The sequence below is a fragment of the Nostoc sp. UHCC 0302 genome (assembly GCF_038096175.1).
Classification (GTDB): domain Bacteria; phylum Cyanobacteriota; class Cyanobacteriia; order Cyanobacteriales; family Nostocaceae; genus UHCC-0302.
On record NZ_CP151099.1, the window covers coordinates 5222001 to 5241750 of the forward strand.

Annotated in this window: 13 protein-coding genes and 1 pseudogene; 10 read left to right on the forward strand and 4 right to left on the reverse strand. The window is 41.6% G+C overall.

Going from position 1 to position 19750, the window contains the following annotated elements; all coding sequences use genetic code 11:
- Positions 1 to 36: 36 nt before the first annotated feature.
- Positions 37 to 3156 (reverse strand): PAS domain S-box protein, encoded by a 3120-nt coding sequence (locus WKK05_RS22700; protein WP_341525333.1) that lies wholly within the window; start codon positions 3154 to 3156, stop codon positions 37 to 39.
- A 717-nt stretch (positions 3157 to 3873) separates the two neighbouring features.
- Between WKK05_RS22700 and WKK05_RS22705 the strand changes: the two genes are divergently transcribed.
- The 4 genes from WKK05_RS22705 to WKK05_RS22720 all read left to right on the forward strand — a co-directional run bounded on the left by WKK05_RS22705 (position 3874) and on the right by WKK05_RS22720 (position 7401).
- Complete coding sequence (locus tag WKK05_RS22705; protein WP_341525334.1) at positions 3874 to 5475, forward strand: DEAD/DEAH box helicase family protein; 1602 nt, start codon at positions 3874 to 3876, stop codon at positions 5473 to 5475.
- Positions 5405 to 6619, forward strand: a complete 1215-nt coding sequence (locus tag WKK05_RS22710; RefSeq protein ID WP_341525335.1) for a DUF790 family protein — start codon at positions 5405 to 5407, stop codon at positions 6617 to 6619. Before WKK05_RS22705 ends, WKK05_RS22710 begins: the two co-directional genes overlap by 71 nt.
- Before the next feature lie 109 nt (positions 6620 to 6728).
- Positions 6729 to 6965: a hypothetical protein gene (locus WKK05_RS22715; RefSeq protein WP_341525336.1), complete on the forward strand. Its 237-nt coding sequence runs from the start codon at positions 6729 to 6731 to the stop codon at positions 6963 to 6965.
- Positions 6958 to 7401, forward strand: a complete 444-nt coding sequence (locus WKK05_RS22720) for a type II toxin-antitoxin system VapC family toxin (RefSeq protein WP_341525337.1) — start codon at positions 6958 to 6960, stop codon at positions 7399 to 7401. The genes WKK05_RS22715 and WKK05_RS22720 overlap by 8 nt, the downstream gene beginning before the upstream one ends.
- A gap of 324 nt (positions 7402 to 7725) precedes the next feature.
- Here WKK05_RS22720 and WKK05_RS22725 read toward each other — a convergent pair whose 3' ends face one another.
- Positions 7726 to 8418, reverse strand: a complete 693-nt coding sequence (locus WKK05_RS22725) for a PD-(D/E)XK nuclease family protein (RefSeq protein WP_341525338.1) — start codon at positions 8416 to 8418, stop codon at positions 7726 to 7728.
- Between the two features lie 293 nt (positions 8419 to 8711).
- Between WKK05_RS22725 and WKK05_RS22730 the strand changes: the two genes are divergently transcribed.
- The 5 genes from WKK05_RS22730 to WKK05_RS22750 all read left to right on the forward strand — a co-directional run bounded on the left by WKK05_RS22730 (position 8712) and on the right by WKK05_RS22750 (position 12785).
- Positions 8712 to 9338: a PadR family transcriptional regulator gene (locus WKK05_RS22730; RefSeq protein WP_341525339.1), complete on the forward strand. Its 627-nt coding sequence runs from the start codon at positions 8712 to 8714 to the stop codon at positions 9336 to 9338.
- Positions 9339 to 9710: 372 nt separating this feature from the next.
- Positions 9711 to 10208 carry a DUF6174 domain-containing protein gene (locus WKK05_RS22735; protein ID WP_341525340.1) on the forward strand — a complete coding sequence of 166 codons (498 nt, stop codon included), beginning with the start codon at positions 9711 to 9713 and terminating at the stop codon, positions 10206 to 10208.
- 81 nt (positions 10209 to 10289) lie between these two features.
- On the forward strand, positions 10290 to 10991 hold the full coding sequence (locus WKK05_RS22740) for a serine/threonine protein kinase (RefSeq protein WP_341525341.1): 702 nt from the start codon (positions 10290 to 10292) through the stop codon (positions 10989 to 10991).
- Between the two features lie 227 nt (positions 10992 to 11218).
- Positions 11219 to 11701: a hypothetical protein gene (locus WKK05_RS22745; RefSeq protein ID WP_341525342.1), complete on the forward strand. Its 483-nt coding sequence runs from the start codon at positions 11219 to 11221 to the stop codon at positions 11699 to 11701.
- 214 nt (positions 11702 to 11915) lie between these two features.
- A complete protein-coding gene (locus WKK05_RS22750) occupies positions 11916 to 12785 on the forward strand; it encodes a polyphosphate kinase 2 family protein (RefSeq protein WP_341525343.1) in 870 nt (289 codons plus the stop codon).
- Positions 12786 to 13051: 266 nt separating this feature from the next.
- Here the strand turns inward: WKK05_RS22750 and WKK05_RS22755 are convergent, their stop codons facing one another.
- Positions 13052 to 13324: a GlsB/YeaQ/YmgE family stress response membrane protein gene (locus tag WKK05_RS22755; protein WP_341525344.1), complete on the reverse strand. Its 273-nt coding sequence runs from the start codon at positions 13322 to 13324 to the stop codon at positions 13052 to 13054.
- A gap of 479 nt (positions 13325 to 13803) precedes the next feature.
- On the opposite strand from WKK05_RS22755, the pseudogene WKK05_RS22760 reads away from it, so the two are divergent.
- Positions 13804 to 15522: pseudogene (locus WKK05_RS22760) on the forward strand (ATP-binding protein); the annotation flags it as partial.
- Between the two features lie 92 nt (positions 15523 to 15614).
- On the opposite strand, the gene hetF reads toward WKK05_RS22760, so the two are convergent.
- Positions 15615 to 18140 (reverse strand): cell division protein HetF, encoded by a 2526-nt coding sequence (hetF, locus tag WKK05_RS22765; RefSeq protein WP_341525345.1) that lies wholly within the window; start codon positions 18138 to 18140, stop codon positions 15615 to 15617.
- Positions 18141 to 19750: the final 1610 nt, after the last annotated feature.

Here is a 19750-nt window from a genome sequence, read left to right on the forward strand (position 1 = left end):
CTGGGAAATAAGTCCGGCTTCTTCCCCACTCCCTCTTCAACGACGTCCCGCAAGATTGGCAACAACCGCTGCTAACTCGGCTGGATTTGCTGGTTTGGGGACATGAAGTTGAAAGCCCGCCAATAAAGCTTGCGTGCGGTCTTCTGCCCTGGCATACGCTGTCAAAGCTACTGCTGGAATCCGCCCTCCTTGCTCTGGTGAAAGCGCCCTGAGTTGCCGAATTAGGGCGTAGCCATCTTGTTGTGGCATTCCAATATCGCTCACCAGTATGTCAGGCTGGAATTTCTGCACGGCAATTATTGCTTCTTGAGCAGATGCAACTGCCATAACTTCTGCACCATGCTGTTCCAAAATCATCGTGAGTAAATGACGTGCGTCTGCTTCATCATCAACAACCAGTACCCGCAAACCATCAAGGCTCGGCAGGACGTTGTTAGTCTCTTGTGGGCTAACTATAGATGAAAGCTGCTCTGCTGTATTTGCTTCCACATAAATGGCTTTCATTGGCAGATTAACAACGAATGTCGCTCCATGTCCAATTCCTGAACTTTCGGCACGGACTGTGCCACCATGCAATTCTACCAAGTGGCGGACGATCGCCAGCCCTAATCCCAGTCCGCCATGCGATCGCGTTCTAGAACTATCGGCTTGGCGGAAACGTTCAAATACATGGGGTAAAAATTCGCCAGCAATTCCTAATCCTGTATCGCTCACCCGAATTTGGATACCGGATTCAATCCGCTCTAATTGCAGATTTACTCTTCCACCTTTGGTTGTAAACTTCACAGCATTAGAGAGTAAATTCCACACAACCTGTTGCAAGCGGTTGGCATCACCGACAACTACGCCAACAGTGGGATCAAATTGGCACTCAATGTTAATTTCTTTCGCTTGGGCGGCTGACCGCACAGTATCAATTGCTGCCTCGATAATTGGGACAAGTTCTACCCGATGGGTATTGAGGCAGAGTGTACCCCGAATAATCCGTGAGACATCGAGGACATCTTCAATTAATTGGGCTAAGGCTCTGGTATTGCGGTCGATTGTTTCTAGCGCTCTAGCAGTGGTAGTCTCATCAAAGCGGCGAGTTTTCAATAGCTGCGTCCAGCCCAGCATAGCGTTGAGGGGTGTACGGAGTTCGTGGGAGAGTGTGGCGAGAAACTCATCTTTCATCCGATTTGCTGCTTCTGCTTCGGCGCGTGCTGCCTGTTCGCTTTTGAGCAGTTGTTCACGTTCTTGCTCTGCCTGTTTGCGATCGCTAATGTCAATCATAAAGCCATACAACAGCTGCGGCCCATCCTCATCCCGGACGACATTCACAATGTCATACAACCAAACAACTCTGCCATCATCTGCCAACATTCTGTATTCAAATTCGTAATTATTCAGTGACAGCGAAGATTCCGCGCAATACTGAATTGCCCATTGCCGGTCTTCTGGATGCATATGTTCTGCCCAGAAACCATCGGCAAACCAATCTGACACTGAATAGCCAAGAATATCAGCTGTTTGCGGCCCAACATAAGTAAAGTTCCCAGTAGTAGCATTTGCCTCCCAAGGAATTACGCGTACTTTTTCTGTTAATGTCCTTAAGCGTTTTTCACTCTGTTTGAGAGCTGCTTCTGCTAACTTGTTAACTGTAACATCTGTGATTAGAGCAACAAATCCTTCAACTTTCTCATGTTGCCCAAACTGTGGAACATAAGTAACATTCACATAATGGTTAGTGCCATCTTTATGGGGTAGTTGAGTTTCGTAAGTTACTTGCTCACCTGATAATACTGTTTCTATATAAGGAAGAATCAACTGATAAACCGACTCGCCCACAACTTCTTTAATGTGCTTACCAGAAATTTCTGAGGCTGGCAGATCAAACCAGTCTTCATATCCTTTATTATTAAAGCGATAGCGTTGTTGGGTATCAACATAAGAAATCTGCACAGGTACAGCATTTGTGATTAGGCGTAGTTGCTCCTCTCGCTGGTGCAGTAACGATTCTGAGAGTTTGCGTTCTGTAATGTCACGTTGAGTTCCCCATGCTCTAACTAAAACGCCGTTTTCAACAATTCCGACAAGATTATTTAAGAAATACTTGAAATTACCTTGCTTATCTATTTCGTGAGATTCTGCATCGCTAAGTCGGTAGTCAGAACGGATAAAATTACGCAAGTATGCAATATTCTGGGGATCTGAGGGAATCAGAAAGTCTGCTAGTCTAGCGCCGATAATTTCTTCTGCATGAGCAAAGCCATACATTTGCGCCATAGCGTTGTTACATTCTGCTAAGTAAGCATACTTGTAAAAATGTTGAATTTGCTCTTCTTCTGAAGAATCTAGGGCAATCGGCTCCTCTAGTTCTATGCGCCAAATACCTTCTGAACTCTGCTCAACAAAAGCGCGGTAGCGTTCTTCACTTTTACGCAGGGCAATCTCAGCTTGTTTTTTATTGCTTAAGTCAAGTGCAAAACAGATAATATGCTCTGGGTTGTTTTCTAACAAGGCAGAACCTAGCAAAATGGGAACCCGGCTGCCATCTTTACGAATGTATTCTTTCTCGAAAGGCTGGCATACCCCTTTAGTTTTAAGTTCTTTGATCGCGCGATCGCTTACTTCAATATATTCTGGTGCTGTCATCTCCCGCCATCTAACTCGCCCGGAGAGGAAATCTTCTCGCGTGTAACCTACCATATTTAAGAAAGCATTGTTAGTCTCAGCGATCGCACCGTCCAAATTCGCTACAATTATGCCGATAATGTTAGACTCTGCTAACCGTCTAAATCTTGCCTCGCTCACTTGTAGCTTCTGCATACTCGCTTCAAGGTTTTGTTTAGCTGTGCGTAACTCTGAACTTAGCCAGCTAATTATTGTTGACACCAGCACAAATAAACCTAACCGCACTATGCTGTCTTGATTACCAACTAATAACGAAAACACTGGCTCTAAAAAGAAGTAGCTCACGACTAAACTAGACAAAGCAGTAGCCAGTAAACCTGCCTCCATGCCTCCATACCTGGCGCTAATTGCCACAGCAGCAAAAAATAGCAAGAAAATAGTTGGTTTTAGCAGTGGCTGTAGTAATTGTGTTAGTAGTAAGGCGCTACTAACAGCTAAAAATGCCACAGCATAGGGCGCAAGTAGAAGGCGTATTCCTTTCAATGTGGCTTCTCCTTTGATGCAGCTAGCTAAAATATTATTCCCGAAATTAGCTAGGCAATGCGAACACCTTCGGTGCGCCGGAGGCGTTGTTGTAGAGTTGAGAGAAGTCTGATCTAAGCAAGCCTTAGCTCAGAACTTCAGGGCAGCTTGCTGTTTATCGCAAGCATTCCAAGGGTAGGCTAGTAGAGTTGGCTTAGCAAAGCTATCCTCACCACCTATTATGCATCGGAAAAATCCACAGCTAATGCCTAGTTGCTGCTAATCTATCTAAAGTCACAAAACTTAGTTGTAATTAGTACTTAATTAAGTTCTAATTATCATTCTAATGATATAATAAATTTATTTCGTTTTCTATCAAAAAATATAGATTTATCAACTCTTAAGGATGATTCATTCTATGAGGTAAATAATTATTTTACTTTATAAGTTTAACTGTAATTAAATCTTATTTTGCTAATTAATAAATTAAAGTTTTATAACAGCCATAAACCATTTATACATAGTGATAACCCTAATTTCTAAAGAAGTCGGGGTTTTAAAATCTCAACGAATGAGGATGAATGATACACTTTTTGCGTTATTAGTAGTCAAGGAACTGGAGAATAGAGAGCGGCAGAGTAAATCCTTCCTTATCCTCGTTGTCTCTCCAATCTCCAATCCCCATTACCCCTTATCCCCAGAGGGGGCCCCACCTTCCCCAGTCCCCAACCCCTATAAATGCCTCGCACTCCCACATTAACTTTTGATCGCGGCACATTAATTTTACATCCACCACCACGTGGCAAAGCTTGGATGGACTATGCCACATGGGATGATAGAGTGGAAAAATTCCGCATTCCAGCGATTAGATATCGATCGCTAGTGGAAGCACTACAAGAGTCAGAGATTAACTTTATTGACGAGGCGAAGGAATTTTATCCTCTAGATTTGGTTCCTAGTCTAGAAATGGAACCATATCCCCATCAGAGTGAGGCATTAGCAGCTTGGAAACTGGCAGGAAGGCAAGGGCTAGTGGTACTTCCTACCGCAGCGGGAAAGACTTATTTGGCGCAAATGGCGATGCAGGCGACGCCACGCACAACGTTGATTGTAGTGCCAACCTTGGATTTAATGCATCAATGGTATGCACATCTGGTAGCGGCGTTCCCCGATGCTGAAGTGGGATTGCTGGGGGGTGGTTCGCGGGATAAGACACCCATCTTAGTTTCAACTTACGACAGTGCTGCAATACACGCGGAAACGCTGGGCAACCAATATGCTTTGATTGTTTTTGATGAATGCCATCATTTGCCGACAGATTTTAATCGTGTGATTGCGGAGTATGCGATCGCACCCTATCGTTTAGGACTGTCAGCAACACCAGAACGCACTGATGGTAAACACGCTGACTTAAATATCCTCATTGGTAGAGAAGTATATCGCAAACGCGCTGAAGATTTAGCAGGCAAGGCGTTAGCAGAGCATGAAATTGTTCAAATTAAGGTGAAGTTATCGCAACTTGAGCGAGAAAGATATAACCAGTTAATTCAAACTCGCAATGACTTTTTAAAGCAATCAAAAATTTCTTTAGGGAGTATTCAAGGTTGGCAAATGTTCGTGCAAATGAGTGCGCGATCGCAACCTGGACGTAGAGCTATGTTAGCACACCGCGAAGCCAAAGAAATTGCTTTGGGTACTGATGGTAAATTGCGAATTTTGGTTGATTTATTAGCAGAACATTACCCCGCCAGGATTTTAATTTTCACTGCTGATAATGCTACGGTTTACCGCATTTCTCAAGATTTACTAATTCCGGCAATTACTCATCAAACACCTGTGAAAGAACGGCATGAGATTTTAACCAAATTTCGGGAGGGTGAATATAACACTTTGGTTGCTTCTCATGTGTTAAATGAGGGTGTTGATGTGCCTGCGGCTTCTATAGCAATTATTTTATCGGGGACTGGTTCGGCAAGGGAGTACATTCAACGGTTGGGAAGGGTTTTACGTAAGGGGAATATTGAAAATAAGCAGGCAATTTTGTATGAGGTGGTAACGGAGGATACGAGTGAGGAGGGAACTTCGGCAAGGCGAAGAGGGGAGAGGAATAACGAACCGCAGAGGCGCGGAGGACGCAGAGAAGAGGAGAATAAGAGAGGAACTTTGCAGGTTGTGTATGGAAGTGGGAAGGAAAGGAGTGCTAAGGCAGCGGAACAGTTAGAAATAAATTATTCAACGGAAAAGTTAAAATCTAAAATCCAAAATTCAGATGTTACCGACAGAGTTATTGATGCATCGCCAAAACGGGGAGGAGATTATCCCGAAGAGGCTGAAGATTGATACTAAAACTTCAGAGTTGGCGATTGAGTTAATTAATTATTTTCAAGCAGCAGTAGGTAAGACTCAGGGTGCACTGGAACGTCTACTTTCTGATTTTGAAGGTGATGCAACAGATTATCGCGTGAAACGGGGATTAGCTTATATTCTTAAAAGCAGTTTCTGTACGTTTGAGGTAGTTAGCCCGTTAGAACCGCCAATGTTAAGAGAACGGGTATTTGCAATGGCTGCAAAATCAGTTTCTAGTCGGGAATCAACACAAGTTACTCTTAGCAAAGTCGCTGATGAGTTAACTCAAGAACTTGAACGCGAGGTTTTAATAGAACAAGTTCGTGATGGACTATATGCTGATTTAGCTGAGAATAAAATTTTGACTAATTTTGATGCACCAATACCGTCTGATTTGTTAAATCGATATAACTTATCTCAAGTACAAGGTGTATTTTATAAAGCTAGTCAACTTGTGTTAAATGCTCATCGGAATGTTCCGGGAGAATATAAGCTGTTATTTCGTTATCTCAAGTTGTTTCAATTAATGGCTTATATAGAGGGTGATGCTGACCACGGATTTACAATTACCATTGATGGGCCGACAAGTTTATTTAATCCTAGTACGCGATATGGTTTAGCGATCGCTAAACTTATCCCCGCTTTACTTCACGTTACTAAATGGAGTCTTTCCTCTATTCTCCAAACCCGTGACGCCTATACAAATGCTTGGAAAACTGGACGTTTTACCCTCAATTCTGAATGTGGTTTGGTATCGCATTATCCACCAGGAAAACCCTACGATAGTATGCTAGAAGCATCCTTTGCTGATAAGTGGGATTCGCTTAAAAGTGGCTGGGTATTAGAGAGAGAAGTTGATTTAATTCCCATTCCCGGTAGTGTAATGATACCTGATTTTCGCTTGGTGCATCCTGATGGGCGCAGCTTCTTATTAGAAATTGTTGGTTATTGGCGACCGGAATATTTACAAAAGAAGTTTTCTCAGGTACGGCGTGCTGGACGTGACGACTTAATTTTGGCCATTTCCGAGCGACTTAATTTAGAAAAAGCGGGAGTAAAATTAAATGATGTCCCTGCAAGAATTGTTTGGTTTAAAGATAAGTTATTGCCAAAATCTGTGTTAGCTGTAATAGATTAATTAAGGGGACAGACTAATTGATAATATGTAATTATAGCTATGGGAGATAAGGAAGTAGGAGAATAACTAATGCCCCATGCCCCATGTCCCACGCCTAACGAAAAATAACATGAAAACTATAGAAACAATCGCCACAGTTACAAAAGATGGCAAAATTACAGCACAAATACCACTGGATATACCCGAAGGTGAACATCAAATTGTGATAGTAATTGATGAAAAGCCTTTGGCAGAGAAAGTAGAGAGTAAAGAAAAGAAAGCGCCTCTCAAATTCTCCGCCTATCCTGTAGGATTAGTCTCAGAAAGTCTAACTTTCCGTAGAGAAGAACTCTATGCAAATGACTAATAGCTCTGTCTTCATCGATACGAATATTTTAGTTTATGCAAATTTAGCCTTGTCACCATTTCATGTACAAGCTACAGAACGACTTCAGACGTTTTCAGAACAAGGCATTGAAATATGGATTAGCCGCCAAACTTTGCGGGAATATCTAGCAGCAATGACAAGGCGAGGGGACTTAACAGGAGACATTCCTATGGCATCCTTAGTAGCAGATGTGAGATATTTTGCTAGTTCCTTTCGCTTAGCAGAAGATAACTTATTGGTAACAGAGAGGTTACTGACAATCATGGAGGAAATTCTTAGCGGCGGTAAGCAAGTTCATGATGCAAATATTGTTGCCACGATGCTAGTTTATGGAATTCCTCAGTTACTAACTCATAACACAAGTGATTTTGCGCGGTTTTCTCAGTTAATTACTCTATTACCATTAGAAAATTAGATGGGTTTGTGTTAAAGTTCATGAAAATTTAGAATATTTTTGCGTAGGGGTAGTCCAACCCAAGCATCGCTTCACCTCAAAACAGTAAAATTCAAGTTATTAACCTCATCAATTAAGCTTTAAACTCAAAGTTCGGAGTTTTTATCTCAAATTTCCATGTTCTGCACTCAGAGTTTTGTGTTCCAAGCTTGAAGTTTCGTCTTCCAAACTCAAATTTCCGAGTTCTGACGTTAAATAATGATGTTGTAAAGGCAAAACTCCATTCATTATTCTAAAGTCTCAAGCGATCGCATATCTCCAACTGTATTTTACAATCCCACAGAACTAACTCCAAACCGGTCTGCGTTCCCAATACTGGGCAACTCTTTGTTCCCACTGCTCCCAGTAGTCTTTGATAGCTGCTGATTCAAACCAAAATATCTCAGCCGGCATCTCTGGAATCGCTACCACTAACAAAGCATGATTTATCTGAATACCATAATCTCGATAATACTCGTTAATTGCTCCCATATATGCCGTAATTTGCAGTGGATGTTCGTATAAATGCTCAATTGAGCCTTTGGGTTTGTCTGCGGTTTTCCACTCACAAACGCAGGGAATGCCTTGATAGCTAGCAATACAATCAACTTTGCCCGAATAGCTCAAATCATAATGAAACACGGAACCTTCAACAAGTCTAACTGTGTCGATTTCTTGTAAAACTGGCTTGATACTTTCCCAATAAGGAAGACTCGCTTCCGGACAAACAGGATTTTGACCAAGCAAGTAGCGTTCAATTTGTTTATGCGTTTGCGTTCCCCGACGACTAGCGTTTGTAGAAATGCGGGTAGCTTCTTCTGCACCAACACGCGCTTTCCAGTTCAATAATCTGTCACGGTCTGCTTGGGGTTTAGTAGCATTAAGTATTGTAGTAACGCTAGGAAGGCGATTACCCTTGGCATCTACATAATATTGTTTACCATTTTCTCTCTGAGATTTGGCATTAATCCGAGGTAGCAGTTGGGTGTCAAATTGCATCAGCTTTTATATTGGCTTTGAGATTACCTCTAAGAGGAAAGTGGAATAGTAAGTAGTGGCGTGTTATCGCTTTAGCGTAACGCACCACCACAATTCAAGGTGCGTTACTACTACTACCAGATACTATTACTCAGTTGTGCTTGATTGAAGCGATCGCAGTTTGTTCTTCGCTGCACATCTTAATACTGAGTTGCATTCTCAACCCTAAAATCTTCATCTAAATTAATTAGCGATATATCGCAAATATATCGCGATATATCGTATAGTAGAGAAAGTTGATTTGAGATTCATTTATGTTTAGACATTTTCAGTTGCGCTTTCCGACAGTTGCATGGGCAGGAATCAGCGAAGATGATTTATTGCTTGTTAGTTCTCGGTTTCAGCATGGCAAGCATCATGGCAGACATCATGACAAACACTTTGGCAATGAAATGTTTGGTCGTGGCTGGGGAGATGAACACCGGAACCGTCGGGGTGACATCAAATTCATTCTGTTGGAATTGTTATCCGAACACCCTAGTCACGGTTATGACCTAATTAAAGAGATGGAAAATCGCTATGGCGGTTTTCGTCGTCTCAGTCCTGGCTCAGTGTATCCAACACTCCAGTTACTGGAAGAAGGTGGTTATCTCAAGAGCGCACAAGAAGGTGGCAAGCGGATTTACACAATCACAGATGAGGGTAGACAACTCTTAGCAGAACGTACTCAACAGGAAACTTCAGACTCTCCTGCGGATACCTTCAAAACTTTTATGAAAGGTAAGCCCCAAGAGTTTATGGAGTTACGGAATGCTGTAACAGAATTAGCTAATGTTGTGGTGCAAGTTGCTCGTAGTGGCAATGTTGAGCGAATCAATCGGGTGCGTGAGCTTATAGAGCAAGTTAAACGGGAAATTTACGCGATTCTTGCTGAGAAATAAGATGCTTTCCCTCGGTTGCGTATGTCTGAATTGTTGTGATAACAATGTTTGGTAGTGACAGAACAGAGGTCAGATCAAATTAGCACTACTAAAGCTAATCCTCATTTATTTTTCCAGGATGATTTTCTTGTAGTAAGGGCTACCCTACGGGTTCTGCGAAGCAGTATAGCCCTGATTTTATCCAACTTGAATGCTTGTAAGCTTAGCTTAATCTCAATTGTTGATCTGAGTTTATGACATCAAATACTTTTATACACTAGATAGAAAAATCATAATCTAACCTGGGTTTAAAGTTGCAAATATTTGAGCTTTCTGGAATTAGGTTGAGGCAGATTGAAGTGATGATGTGAAGTTAATAATGAATGGATTAATATGCGCTTGCCTCTTGCTATTAGTGCAATGTTAGTGGCGTCTTTGGGTTTGAACACACCAGTAATGTCTCAAACTTCTATATACGTATCACAAACACGAGCGATCGCTAGTTCAAACGTAGGAAAATTTAGGATTAATCGCCGATTGTGGAATCGGCAAAATATCTCTAATTATCGTTATACGTTTCAAAGAAATTGCAATTGTTTACCCAAAGCCACAGCACCAGTGGTTATTGAAGTACGTAATGGTGTCACGACTTCGATCACTTATGCCGATAGTGGTCAACCAGCAGATATAGAATTATTTCGGAAATACAATACAATTCCCAAGCTTTTTAATATTATTAAGGATGCGATCGCCCGTAAAGCATACAACCTGACTGTAAAATACGACCCTACACTTGGCTACCCAACTCAAATTAATATCGATTACGATAGCCAAATCGCAGATGATGAAGTATTCTTGACTATTGAAAATCTGCAAAATATCAGACACTAAACTTTCAGTACACCTGAACAATAGTTGACTTGGGCGGAGTGGTTTATTTTTTATCTCACTTGTTAAAATATTTAATCCCATATGGATAAATCGCACGTTAATCAGCTGGTCGCAAGTATTTATCAAGAACTACTTCCTAGCTGCCAAATTGAGAGTGTCGACCCCCATAATCCAGTCAAAGTATACTATCTTCCTGAACCTTGGCGACTTCTCGGTACGGGAAACTACGCCGCAGTGGTTTACCACCCCGACTACCCCGACCAAGTGATAAAAATTTACGCCCCAGGTCGCCCAGGCTTTACAGATGAAGTAGAAGTTTACCATCGCTTAGGTTCTCATTCTGCATTCTCTGAATGTTTCTATGCCAAAGACAACTTTTTAGTCTTGAAACGGCTGTATGGAATAACCCTCTACGACAGTATTCACCGTGGCCTACGTATCCCTAAGCAAGTCATACAAGACATTGATGAAGCTCTATACTATGCCCGTAGTCGCGGTCTCAATCCCCATGACATCCACGGTCGTAATGTGATGATGCACAAAGGCAGAGGATTAGTTGTAGACATTTCAGACTTTCTTGTTCAGGAACCCTGTTTAAAGTGGAATCATCTGAAGAAAGCCTACTACTGGCTATACCTTCCCTTCTTCTACCCACTGCGGCTACAAGTGCCATACTTTGCCCTAGATATTGTCCGCAAGACCTATCGTTTAGTAGCTTCGTTGCTATACAAAAAGCTACGACTAACGTCGGCAGTCGGGCAGAAAACTCCTACTGAGGTATAGCATCTGTGATAATTCATTTGTATTGATTGTATTTTGAGGCTTTCAAACTCCTACTGTTTAACTAGCTGAGCGCGTAAACGTGCAGCGGCTTGTCTTCAGACATCGCTATAAAAATAAAAGACAATTTTTATTTAATAACTTTCAATATTTACATTTTGGCATTTGTATAGCCCTCAACTGATTACGCTAGGCTATTTATATCCTGGTTATTTCGAGGCGTGCTGTGTATGGATTTTGAAGGCAAAGCTGCTGCCCCACCTCCTACAGACAACATAGAATTTGCTCAACCAACTACTACCCGTAAGCCATTGGAATTGCTGCGAGACACTGAGGCTTTTCTACGCCGCCCAACTGTAGCAGCAATAGTACCGATTTTGCCATCAAAGCTGAGCAAGAAATTACAAGTAACCTCATCTTTGGCAGATGATACTTTAAAAGAACTAGCCAAAATTGAACTAGACAATATTAGCGATTTTGAACTGCGACCTGTACGGATTTGTGTTGGCTTAAGCTTTGTTGGTTTTGGAGCATTAATGATATTAATGCTGCTACTTTACGTGAATACGTTGCGTTCAGAACTCAGTACATCTGAGCAGGTTCGGGAATACTGGTATGAATATGTTTGGTTTGTCAGTTTGGGTGTCACAGGAATGTTTATTCTGGGTCGTGAGGCAATGCGTCCGATAGCAAAGCCAAAGAAGCGACAATAAGTGCAGGCACTAAGTTGGAAATGTTGAATAATTTTTTAATTAAAAAACCCAAGTAAGTAGACATAATTCAACTGAAGATATTTTGTGGTTTGTAGTTGCGCTTTAGCGCTAAAGCGCAACTACAAACTTGAATTTTTGGGTGTCTATCTACTTATCAGACATCAGCAGATTTAAATTTTGTTTGAATCTACCTGCCGTATTGGGGTCATTTTACATGAATCATGATGCTTTTATTGTTCCACCAAACTCTAAAATTTCTCTGCGAAAAAACTACGATCCAGCTTATAAAACTCAATTTCATGAAAAAACTGATGCTGCAACTAAATTACAAGCAGATATTGAACGATTAGCAAATTACCAAAATATTCTGTATGCTCAAAACACCAATGCCTTACTGATTATTTTTCAGGCAATGGATGCAGCTGGTAAAGACAGCACAATTAAACACGTGATGTCTGGCGTCAACCCTCAAGGATGCCAAGTTTTTAGTTTTAAGGGGCCGAGCGACGAAGAGTTAGACCATGACTACCTGTGGCGGACAACGAGGGCTTTACCAGAACGGGGAAGAATTGGGATATTTAACCGCTCATACTATGAAGAGGTGTTAGTGGTTCGTGTTCATCCAGAAATTCTAGCAAAGCAACAACTTCCACAATTACCACAGGGAAATCAGATATGGAAGCAGCGCTTTGAAGAAATTAATAACTTTGAAAAATATTTGGTTAACAATGGCGTCATCATCCTGAAATTTTTTCTCAATGTTTCTAAATCAGAGCAAAAAAAACGCTTTTTAGATAGGATTGACTCGCCCGAAAAACATTGGAAATTTTCTGCTAATGATGTTAAAGAAAGAGCTTTTTGGGATGATTATATGAGGGCTTATGAAGAAGTTTTTAACCATACTAGTACCGAATGTGCGCCTTGGTATATTATTCCTGCCGATCGCAAATGGTTTACACGCCTAGTAGTTGCTGATATTATCTGTACCAAACTACAAAACCTAAATCTGCAATATCCTACTGTCACTGAAGAACATAAACAGCAACTTTTGCAGGCTAAATCTATACTAGAGCAAGAAGATTAACTGACTCATACCATTTCATTTTAATAATGATACAAATACGCTTGTAGGGGCATTTTCATGCCCCTACGAGAAATCTATATGTATTAGGATTTGCGCGAAGTGGTATCAGTACTTCTACCGTTAAGACAATAAGTGCTGCCCAATCTGATTAAAACAAAAAAATAGCATCTTCCTGTAATAATGAAGGTGCTATTTTTTTGTTTTTCTGGGATGAAATAATCAAATTAGTTCCCCGAAGTTTTTTATAACTTCCCGCATTTAATTTATTAAATAGTGCTACGGCGGGTTATTAAGTTCCACAAGAAGACAGCAACAATCGCACCAAGAACAGCTACTGCAATACCGGGAATACTTAAGCTGGGAGCTGCTAGGGACAAGCTTCCTGTACTGAAAAATACACCCAAGCTACCGCCTACAAAAGCGCCAATTATTCCTAACAAGATTGTTCCCAGTATTCCGCCACCTTGATGTCCAGGGTAGATAGCTTTAGCTATAGCACCAGCAATTAGACCTAAAACAATCCAAGCAAGAATATTCATTGTTATTATTCTGGTAAAAGTTTTTCACCTGACAAATATATATTAGCGATTACAGCATTGATATCTCATCTATCATAAGAATTATTTATGAATTATCGTAAGGTATAGTTAAATTGTTACCGCCGATTCTTCAGATATACTCTAAGTAAAAATAGACCATAAATTAAGAAAAGCTCCTAGCTGTATATCAACTAGAAGCTTGTAGAATTATTGCTTGGTAATCGCAGTATATACATTTCTCATTACATACCTCTTCTACTAGAAGAATTAAGCTTAAGCTTGAGAGGAAGATTCCAATCACAGCCCTTTACGCATCAAAGACTTTGTGCTAGTGAGAACTACTTCTCTAAACTACAAATCAGAATTGAATTAGCTAAAATTTGTAACTTTAGATGGTGGTAATACTCCTAGAGAAAGAGAGAAAGTATTTAGCCATAAGCTAAAAAGTATTTTCTTATTTAAAAAAGTATATTTATAGTATGGCGTCCAATGCACAAGTCAATATCCTGCTAGTTGATGACTATTCAGAAAATCTGCTGGCTTTAGAGGCAATATTACAAAGCCTCAATCAGAATCTAGTCAGGGCAACATCGGGCGCTCAAGCGTTGAAATGTTTACTTCATCAAGATTTTGCTGTAATTTTGCTTGACGTTCAAATGCCAGATATGGACGGATTTGAGACAGCAACTTTAATTCGACAGCGAGAGCGATCGCGTTATACTCCGATAATTTTCTTAACAGCATTCAGTACTAGCGACTCAATGGTATTTAAAGGGTATTCTTTAGGAGCTGTAGATTACTTATTTAAACCAATAGAGCCAGAAATATTAAAATCTAAGGTAACAGCATTTGTTGATTTGTATCAAAAAACAGCGGAAATTGAACGACAAACTGTACAACTGGCAGCAGTAAATGCTCAACTGAGAAAAAGTGAAGAACAGTTTCGGACTTTAAGTGCAAGCTCCCCGGTAGGTATTTTTTTAACAGATATTGTAGGATACTGTACATACACGAATCCGCGCTACCACAATATTTTGGGCATCACTGCTGAAGAAAGTTTAAAACAAGAGTGGTGGCGATCGCTTTATCCAGAAGATCAAGAACAGATACTTGCTGATTGGCTAATTTGCATTAATGAAGGCAAAGAATACTCTCGTGAATTTCGGATTGTCACCCCAGGCGGAATTGTGCGTTGGGTAAACTTGCGCTCATCACCGATGCTTTCGGATCAAGGTGAAATCATTGGTTATGTAAATACAGTAGAAGACATTAGCGATCGCAAACAAGCCGAAGAAGAACATACTAGACTAATCCGTGAGCAAGTAGCGCTTAAGGAAGCAGAAGCAGCAAACCGCATGAAGGATGAGTTTTTAGCCACCCTTTCTCACGAACTCCGTACACCTCTCAACTCAATACTGGGCTGGGCTAAACTACTCCGCAATCGCAAATTAGATGAAAAAGCCACTGCACGCGCCTTAGCAACTATTGAACGCAATGCACTTCTGCAACAGCAACTAATAGAAGATATTTTGGATGTTTCACGCATTATTCGCGGCAAATTATTGTTGAATCTTAGTCCTGTTAATTTAGTATCTGTGATTGAGGCGGCTGTAGATACTGTGCGTCTGCAAGCTGAGGTGAAAAATCAGCTCTTGGAGTTTTTCATTGAAACCAGTGAAGAAAGCAGGGGGGCAGGGGGGCAGGGAGCAGAGGGGCAGGGGGCAGGGGAGCAGGTGGTCGCCGAGCGTAGCCGAGGTGGAGCAGAGGGGCAGGGAGAGAAACAAAGTAATTCTGATTTTTTAGCTGTTTCGTCTGATGTTTCTGTGCCTTTTACTGTTTCTGGTGATCCAGAACGGTTGCAGCAAGTTGTTTGGAATTTACTTACCAATGCAATTAAGTTCACACCCGAAAACGGCCGGATAGAAATTCGACTATTAAAAGTCAAGGCTGATAGAAATGAACGCTATGCTCAAATTCAGGTGAGTGATACGGGCATTGGTATCAAACCAGACTTTCTCAAATATGTTTTTGAGCGCTTCCGTCAGGCTGATAGTAGCACAACTAGAACTTACACTGGTCTGGGGTTAGGACTTGCGATCGTCCGTCATTTGGTAGAGTTGCACGGTGGAACTGTTCACGTAGAGAGTCCAGGGGAAGGACTCGGCTCAACCTTTACTTTGAATTTGCCGCTTTTAGAAGCAGAGGAGCCAAAGAGTGCTGAGTAGATACGCGATGAATCGCGTATCTACAGGAGTTAGATTTCCTCCTTGTCCCCTTTCAGCCTAAGTATCTATTGTTCGTCACTTTTTTCTTGGAGAAGCGATCGCCAATCTCCGATTGCTTTCTCTGTCCACAGCCAATTTTTAGTTAATTTATTTACTTGGAAATCTACGGGATCATTGATCATTACCATTTGTCGCAACTTAATGGCTTCATTAATATATTGTGTTTGTTTATTCTCAGGTTGAGCCAGTGCAGATTTATACAATCCAAGGGCTAGGCCAGCATAGGAAGTTAAACCATCCTCAGATACTGCCGCTTTTTTAGCTCCTGCTGAAGTAGAAGTTGCGTTCTGCTGTTTGATAGCTAAATTTAAAGCTTTGAACCAAGAGTCATTGGCTCGAATCAGGTTGCCTTCTGTATAGTAGGCAAATCCTAAAGCATTATTGTACAAAAGCGATTCTGGTTTACCTTTGGCAGCATTTTCCCAGTAACGTCGCGTGTCATCAACACTATATTTATTATTTCCAGTCTGGATAAACTGCCACGCTAACCGCCCCTTCAAAAAGTTAACAACTGGATCTCCTGTTTGATTTTGGGGAATAAGATTCAAAGCAGCTTCAGCTTGAGGAAGTGCGCCACGATTCAATAGTTCTTCCACAGCCTTCAACCCAGATTGTAAGTCGCCCTGGCTCAATTTTTCTGTAGCAGTGGCAGTGACAATTCCAGTTGCGGCTGTCCCTAAGTCTATGATTGGCTCTTTGCGAATAGGTTGATTAGGAACGGAAATTGTTGGTATTTCAGGTAAAGTTGGCCGTGGTCGATTTTGCCACCAATATAAAGCAATTAACGTAGCGATCGCACCCATTCCGACAATACCAACAATCGGCCGCAGTCGGTAGCGTGTGATACGAGGTTTTGCTGGCACTGGTGGTGGAGCAACAGGGGAATTTTGCCAATTTCTTTCTAAGTTCCCAACTCTTTGAGTTATCTTATCTGGGTCTTCTCCCCACAATCCTGCTTCTTCATCCTGGGAAGCCATTTCTCCTGAAACCTGACTGTTCTCTAGACTATTGTCTCGAATCGGTGGCATCAGGTCTGCATCCATTGAAGATTGGCCTGTTGTGATTTGTTGGTTATCTAGCTGGCGAAACAAATCCGAAACAAGAGCAGAATCTTCGGCATAACTTGGGTCATCATACTCAATTTCATCAACCAGATCGCCCCAAGTGTCTTCACCTAGCCAGTCCAAGTCAGAAGAATCACCCGCCAAACCAGAAGGGATCATTTCCTCAATCGGTAAAGGCATCTCAGTATGATCTGCTACAGCAGCAGAGTACATTGAACTGGCAGTTGCTGTTAAAGGTGAATTGTATTGATTGAGTAACTCAGGACTTTCGCTTAAACTAATTTCCTGGCTCAATAAACCGTCAAACTCTGGCTGGAGATATAAAATCGGTAATGCCCAGTAAGTCTGGTGAGAACCATAGGCAGAAATTAATCCTTGGCGGACTCGACTCACGCACAAATCAACTGGATATCCCTGACTTAAATTACGGTAAAACAATTGTGTAAGCGTTACTGCCACTTCATCAGGAATGCGTTCTGACATCGCCAAAACACTCCGTAGCCCCCGCTTAATTAAACTTTCTGCGAGGTTTCGTTCGCCAGTATCTTCAGAGGCATTGGATGTAGCTGTATATGCACCCAAGCAGGAGTTAAACACTGCCATTTGAATATTATTATTAACAAGCAAGCCAGCTAGATCATCGCCACTCAAAGTTTCTGTTAAGCCAGTTCTCCGACTAACAAGATAAATTTCTCCACCATTGGGGCCTAAATTACTATGACCAGAATAATGAAGAACGTGATATCTTCCTTGTTCAAGGGCTTGTGTCAATTCTTCCCGCCCTGGTTGGTCTAGCAAAGTCAGTTCAATTTCTGGGATATGATTACCAATTTCCACAGGTCGGAGAATTTGACGATGCAGTTCAGCTTGCAGTTTGATAGCTTCATGTTTTAGCAAGTCAAGACGGACTTGATCTGTGGGAGAAGCAATGATCATCAATACTTTGACGCTATCTGCTTGCTGCGGTGAGGGAATATTTGGTGATCGCAAACGAGACGCCCCTAAAATTCCACTTTGGAAACGAGAAAAAGCGACATAAGGCCCAGTAGCGAGAGGGCGATCGCCAGCGTGCATCACTTCCCAAGGCAGACGAGCTAACCTCGTATCTTTTAGTCCTAAACGTAAGCGTAGTACTTGCTGGTGGTTCTGGGCAATACCTTGAGCAGTAATCCAACTATCTCTGAGAGTGCCTTGAAACAGTGCGTTATAAAATTGCTGACCCAACGCCACCAAGTTCACAGAGTTTCTGGCAATATCGCTTGCACGACCACCAGAAGCGAACGGATCTCCCTGCAACACTGACTTCAATGGGTCATTCATCAAATGCCCAGCAGCAGTTAACCAATCAGCTACAGGCCAAGTTACCAGTTCTTCTGCCAATGGGACGCCAGGCGCGACTTGTTCCGTCCGCACCAAGTAGTCATTCTGCCCTACAGGGGTCACGGAGATGTGAAATTCCTGGGTCACAACTTCTCCTGTCCGCCTCCTACATCTGGTTTGAAACGCGAAAGTTTCAAGTCGATTTTTCGCTCCCTCTGATAACTTAGATGCATCCCGTGATTGAATGTTTCTGATTCGATGTCGTTTGGCGTTGTTTGGCTTTTTGAGCCTTTACAACTTTATCCGGATTGGATTGCTTCCACCGAGAAAACTTTACTGGTAGATGCACCTTGATCTTCAACTCCCCTAGTTGGCTAACATCCACTGGGGGTTTTTTTCAATTTTGGCAAATAACAGCAACTTCTGACGCAGTTATTCTTTAGCAGAAATAGTGCTTAACCTAAGAATACTTGATTGGTAGATGTATGCAAGTTGATCTTCAACTCCCCCACTCAGTTCCTATCCACTAGGATTTTTGTACACAACAACTTTCTGGGCAATTTATCCGGAGAACAGTGGTTAGGACTAGAACACTTAATTGGTAGATGCACCCTGATAACTAGCTCCCCTGGTAGGTTAACACCGACTAGGGGTTTTTTTATTTGTTGGCAAACAGTAAAAGCGATCGACACACCCATTTTTTACTGGAGCGCACTAGTCATTCAATTGGTAGGTATGCACTGATAACTAACCCCTCTAGTTGGGTAACATCCATTAAAGGTTTTTTCGTTGGTGAGTAAATAGCAATAAGTCTCATCTAACCAAATTTATCCTATGGATGGTAATTAACTCTAGAACAGTTTACTGGTAAACACACCCTGATAACTCACTCCCCTAGATAGGCTAACACCCACTGGGGTTTTTTTCGGTGGGCTTCACTATCAAAACTTGATTGTGACAATTTTATCCGGAGTTACTCTTTTTTTTCAGAAGAGATTATTAGTAGATGCACCCTGATAACTCACTCCCCTAGTAGGCTAACACCCACTGGGGGTTTTTTTCGTAGATATCATCAACACTTGATTTTTAGCATTTCATCCGGAAAACAGTAGTTCTTCTCAGAAGAGATTATTAGTAGATGCACCCTGATAACTCACTCCCCTAGTAGGTTAACACCCACTGGGGGTTTTTTTGATGGATATCATCAAAACTTGATTTTTAGCATTTCATCCGGAAGTTGCCACTTGTTCTGAGAACACTTAATTGGTAGATGCACCCTGATAACTAACTCCCCTAGTAGGCTAACACTTACTGGGGGTTTTTTTATTTTATAGAAAAAAATGCATTTGTAGAAAATTATCCGGAAAATTGTCTTCAAGCTGAGAACATTTAATTGGTAGATGCACCCTGATAACTAACTCCCCTGGTTGGCTAACACTGACTGGGGGTTTTTTTAGAAAATCGTTTGCCTATGTACCCATTTCTTCTGAAATGGCAGAGTCCTACCGCTGATACACCTTCTGCTATTCCCTGAATCGCTTTCCTTATATTCTGAGCCAGAGCTAGCACTCCAAAATGATTGCTGTGATATGAACTAGCTTTCTTAATCTTTTTTCTAGATTTTGACGGTACTAGGGATTGGGCATTAAGAGTGCTGAGTTAAGAGTTAGGAGTTAGGAGTTATTATTCTCTCCCCTCCTCCCCCGGTTACTGAGCGGCTTGCCTTGAGCGTATCGATAAAGCGAAAGCTTCGTTAA

Bases quoted from the DNA above. Each gene is read 5' to 3' on its own strand.
- WKK05_RS22755 (WP_341525344.1), bottom strand. From the start codon at position 13,324: ATGAATATTCTTGCTTGGATTGTTTTAGGTCTAATTGCTGGTGCTATA.
- WKK05_RS22710 (WP_341525335.1), top strand. From the start codon at position 5,405: ATGTTACCGACAGAGTTATTGATGCATCGCCAAAACGGGGAGGAGATT.
- WKK05_RS22725 (WP_341525338.1), bottom strand. From the start codon at position 8,418: ATGCAATTTGACACCCAACTGCTACCTCGGATTAATGCCAAATCTCAG.
- WKK05_RS22745 (WP_341525342.1), top strand. From the start codon at position 11,219: ATGGATTTTGAAGGCAAAGCTGCTGCCCCACCTCCTACAGACAACATA.
- WKK05_RS22705 (WP_341525334.1), top strand. From the start codon at position 3,874: ATGCCTCGCACTCCCACATTAACTTTTGATCGCGGCACATTAATTTTA.
- WKK05_RS22720 (WP_341525337.1), top strand. From the start codon at position 6,958: ATGACTAATAGCTCTGTCTTCATCGATACGAATATTTTAGTTTATGCA.
- WKK05_RS22750 (WP_341525343.1), top strand. From the start codon at position 11,916: ATGAATCATGATGCTTTTATTGTTCCACCAAACTCTAAAATTTCTCTG.
- WKK05_RS22715 (WP_341525336.1), top strand. From the start codon at position 6,729: ATGAAAACTATAGAAACAATCGCCACAGTTACAAAAGATGGCAAAATT.
- WKK05_RS22735 (WP_341525340.1), top strand. From the start codon at position 9,711: ATGCGCTTGCCTCTTGCTATTAGTGCAATGTTAGTGGCGTCTTTGGGT.
- WKK05_RS22740 (WP_341525341.1), top strand. From the start codon at position 10,290: ATGGATAAATCGCACGTTAATCAGCTGGTCGCAAGTATTTATCAAGAA.
- WKK05_RS22730 (WP_341525339.1), top strand. From the start codon at position 8,712: ATGTTTAGACATTTTCAGTTGCGCTTTCCGACAGTTGCATGGGCAGGA.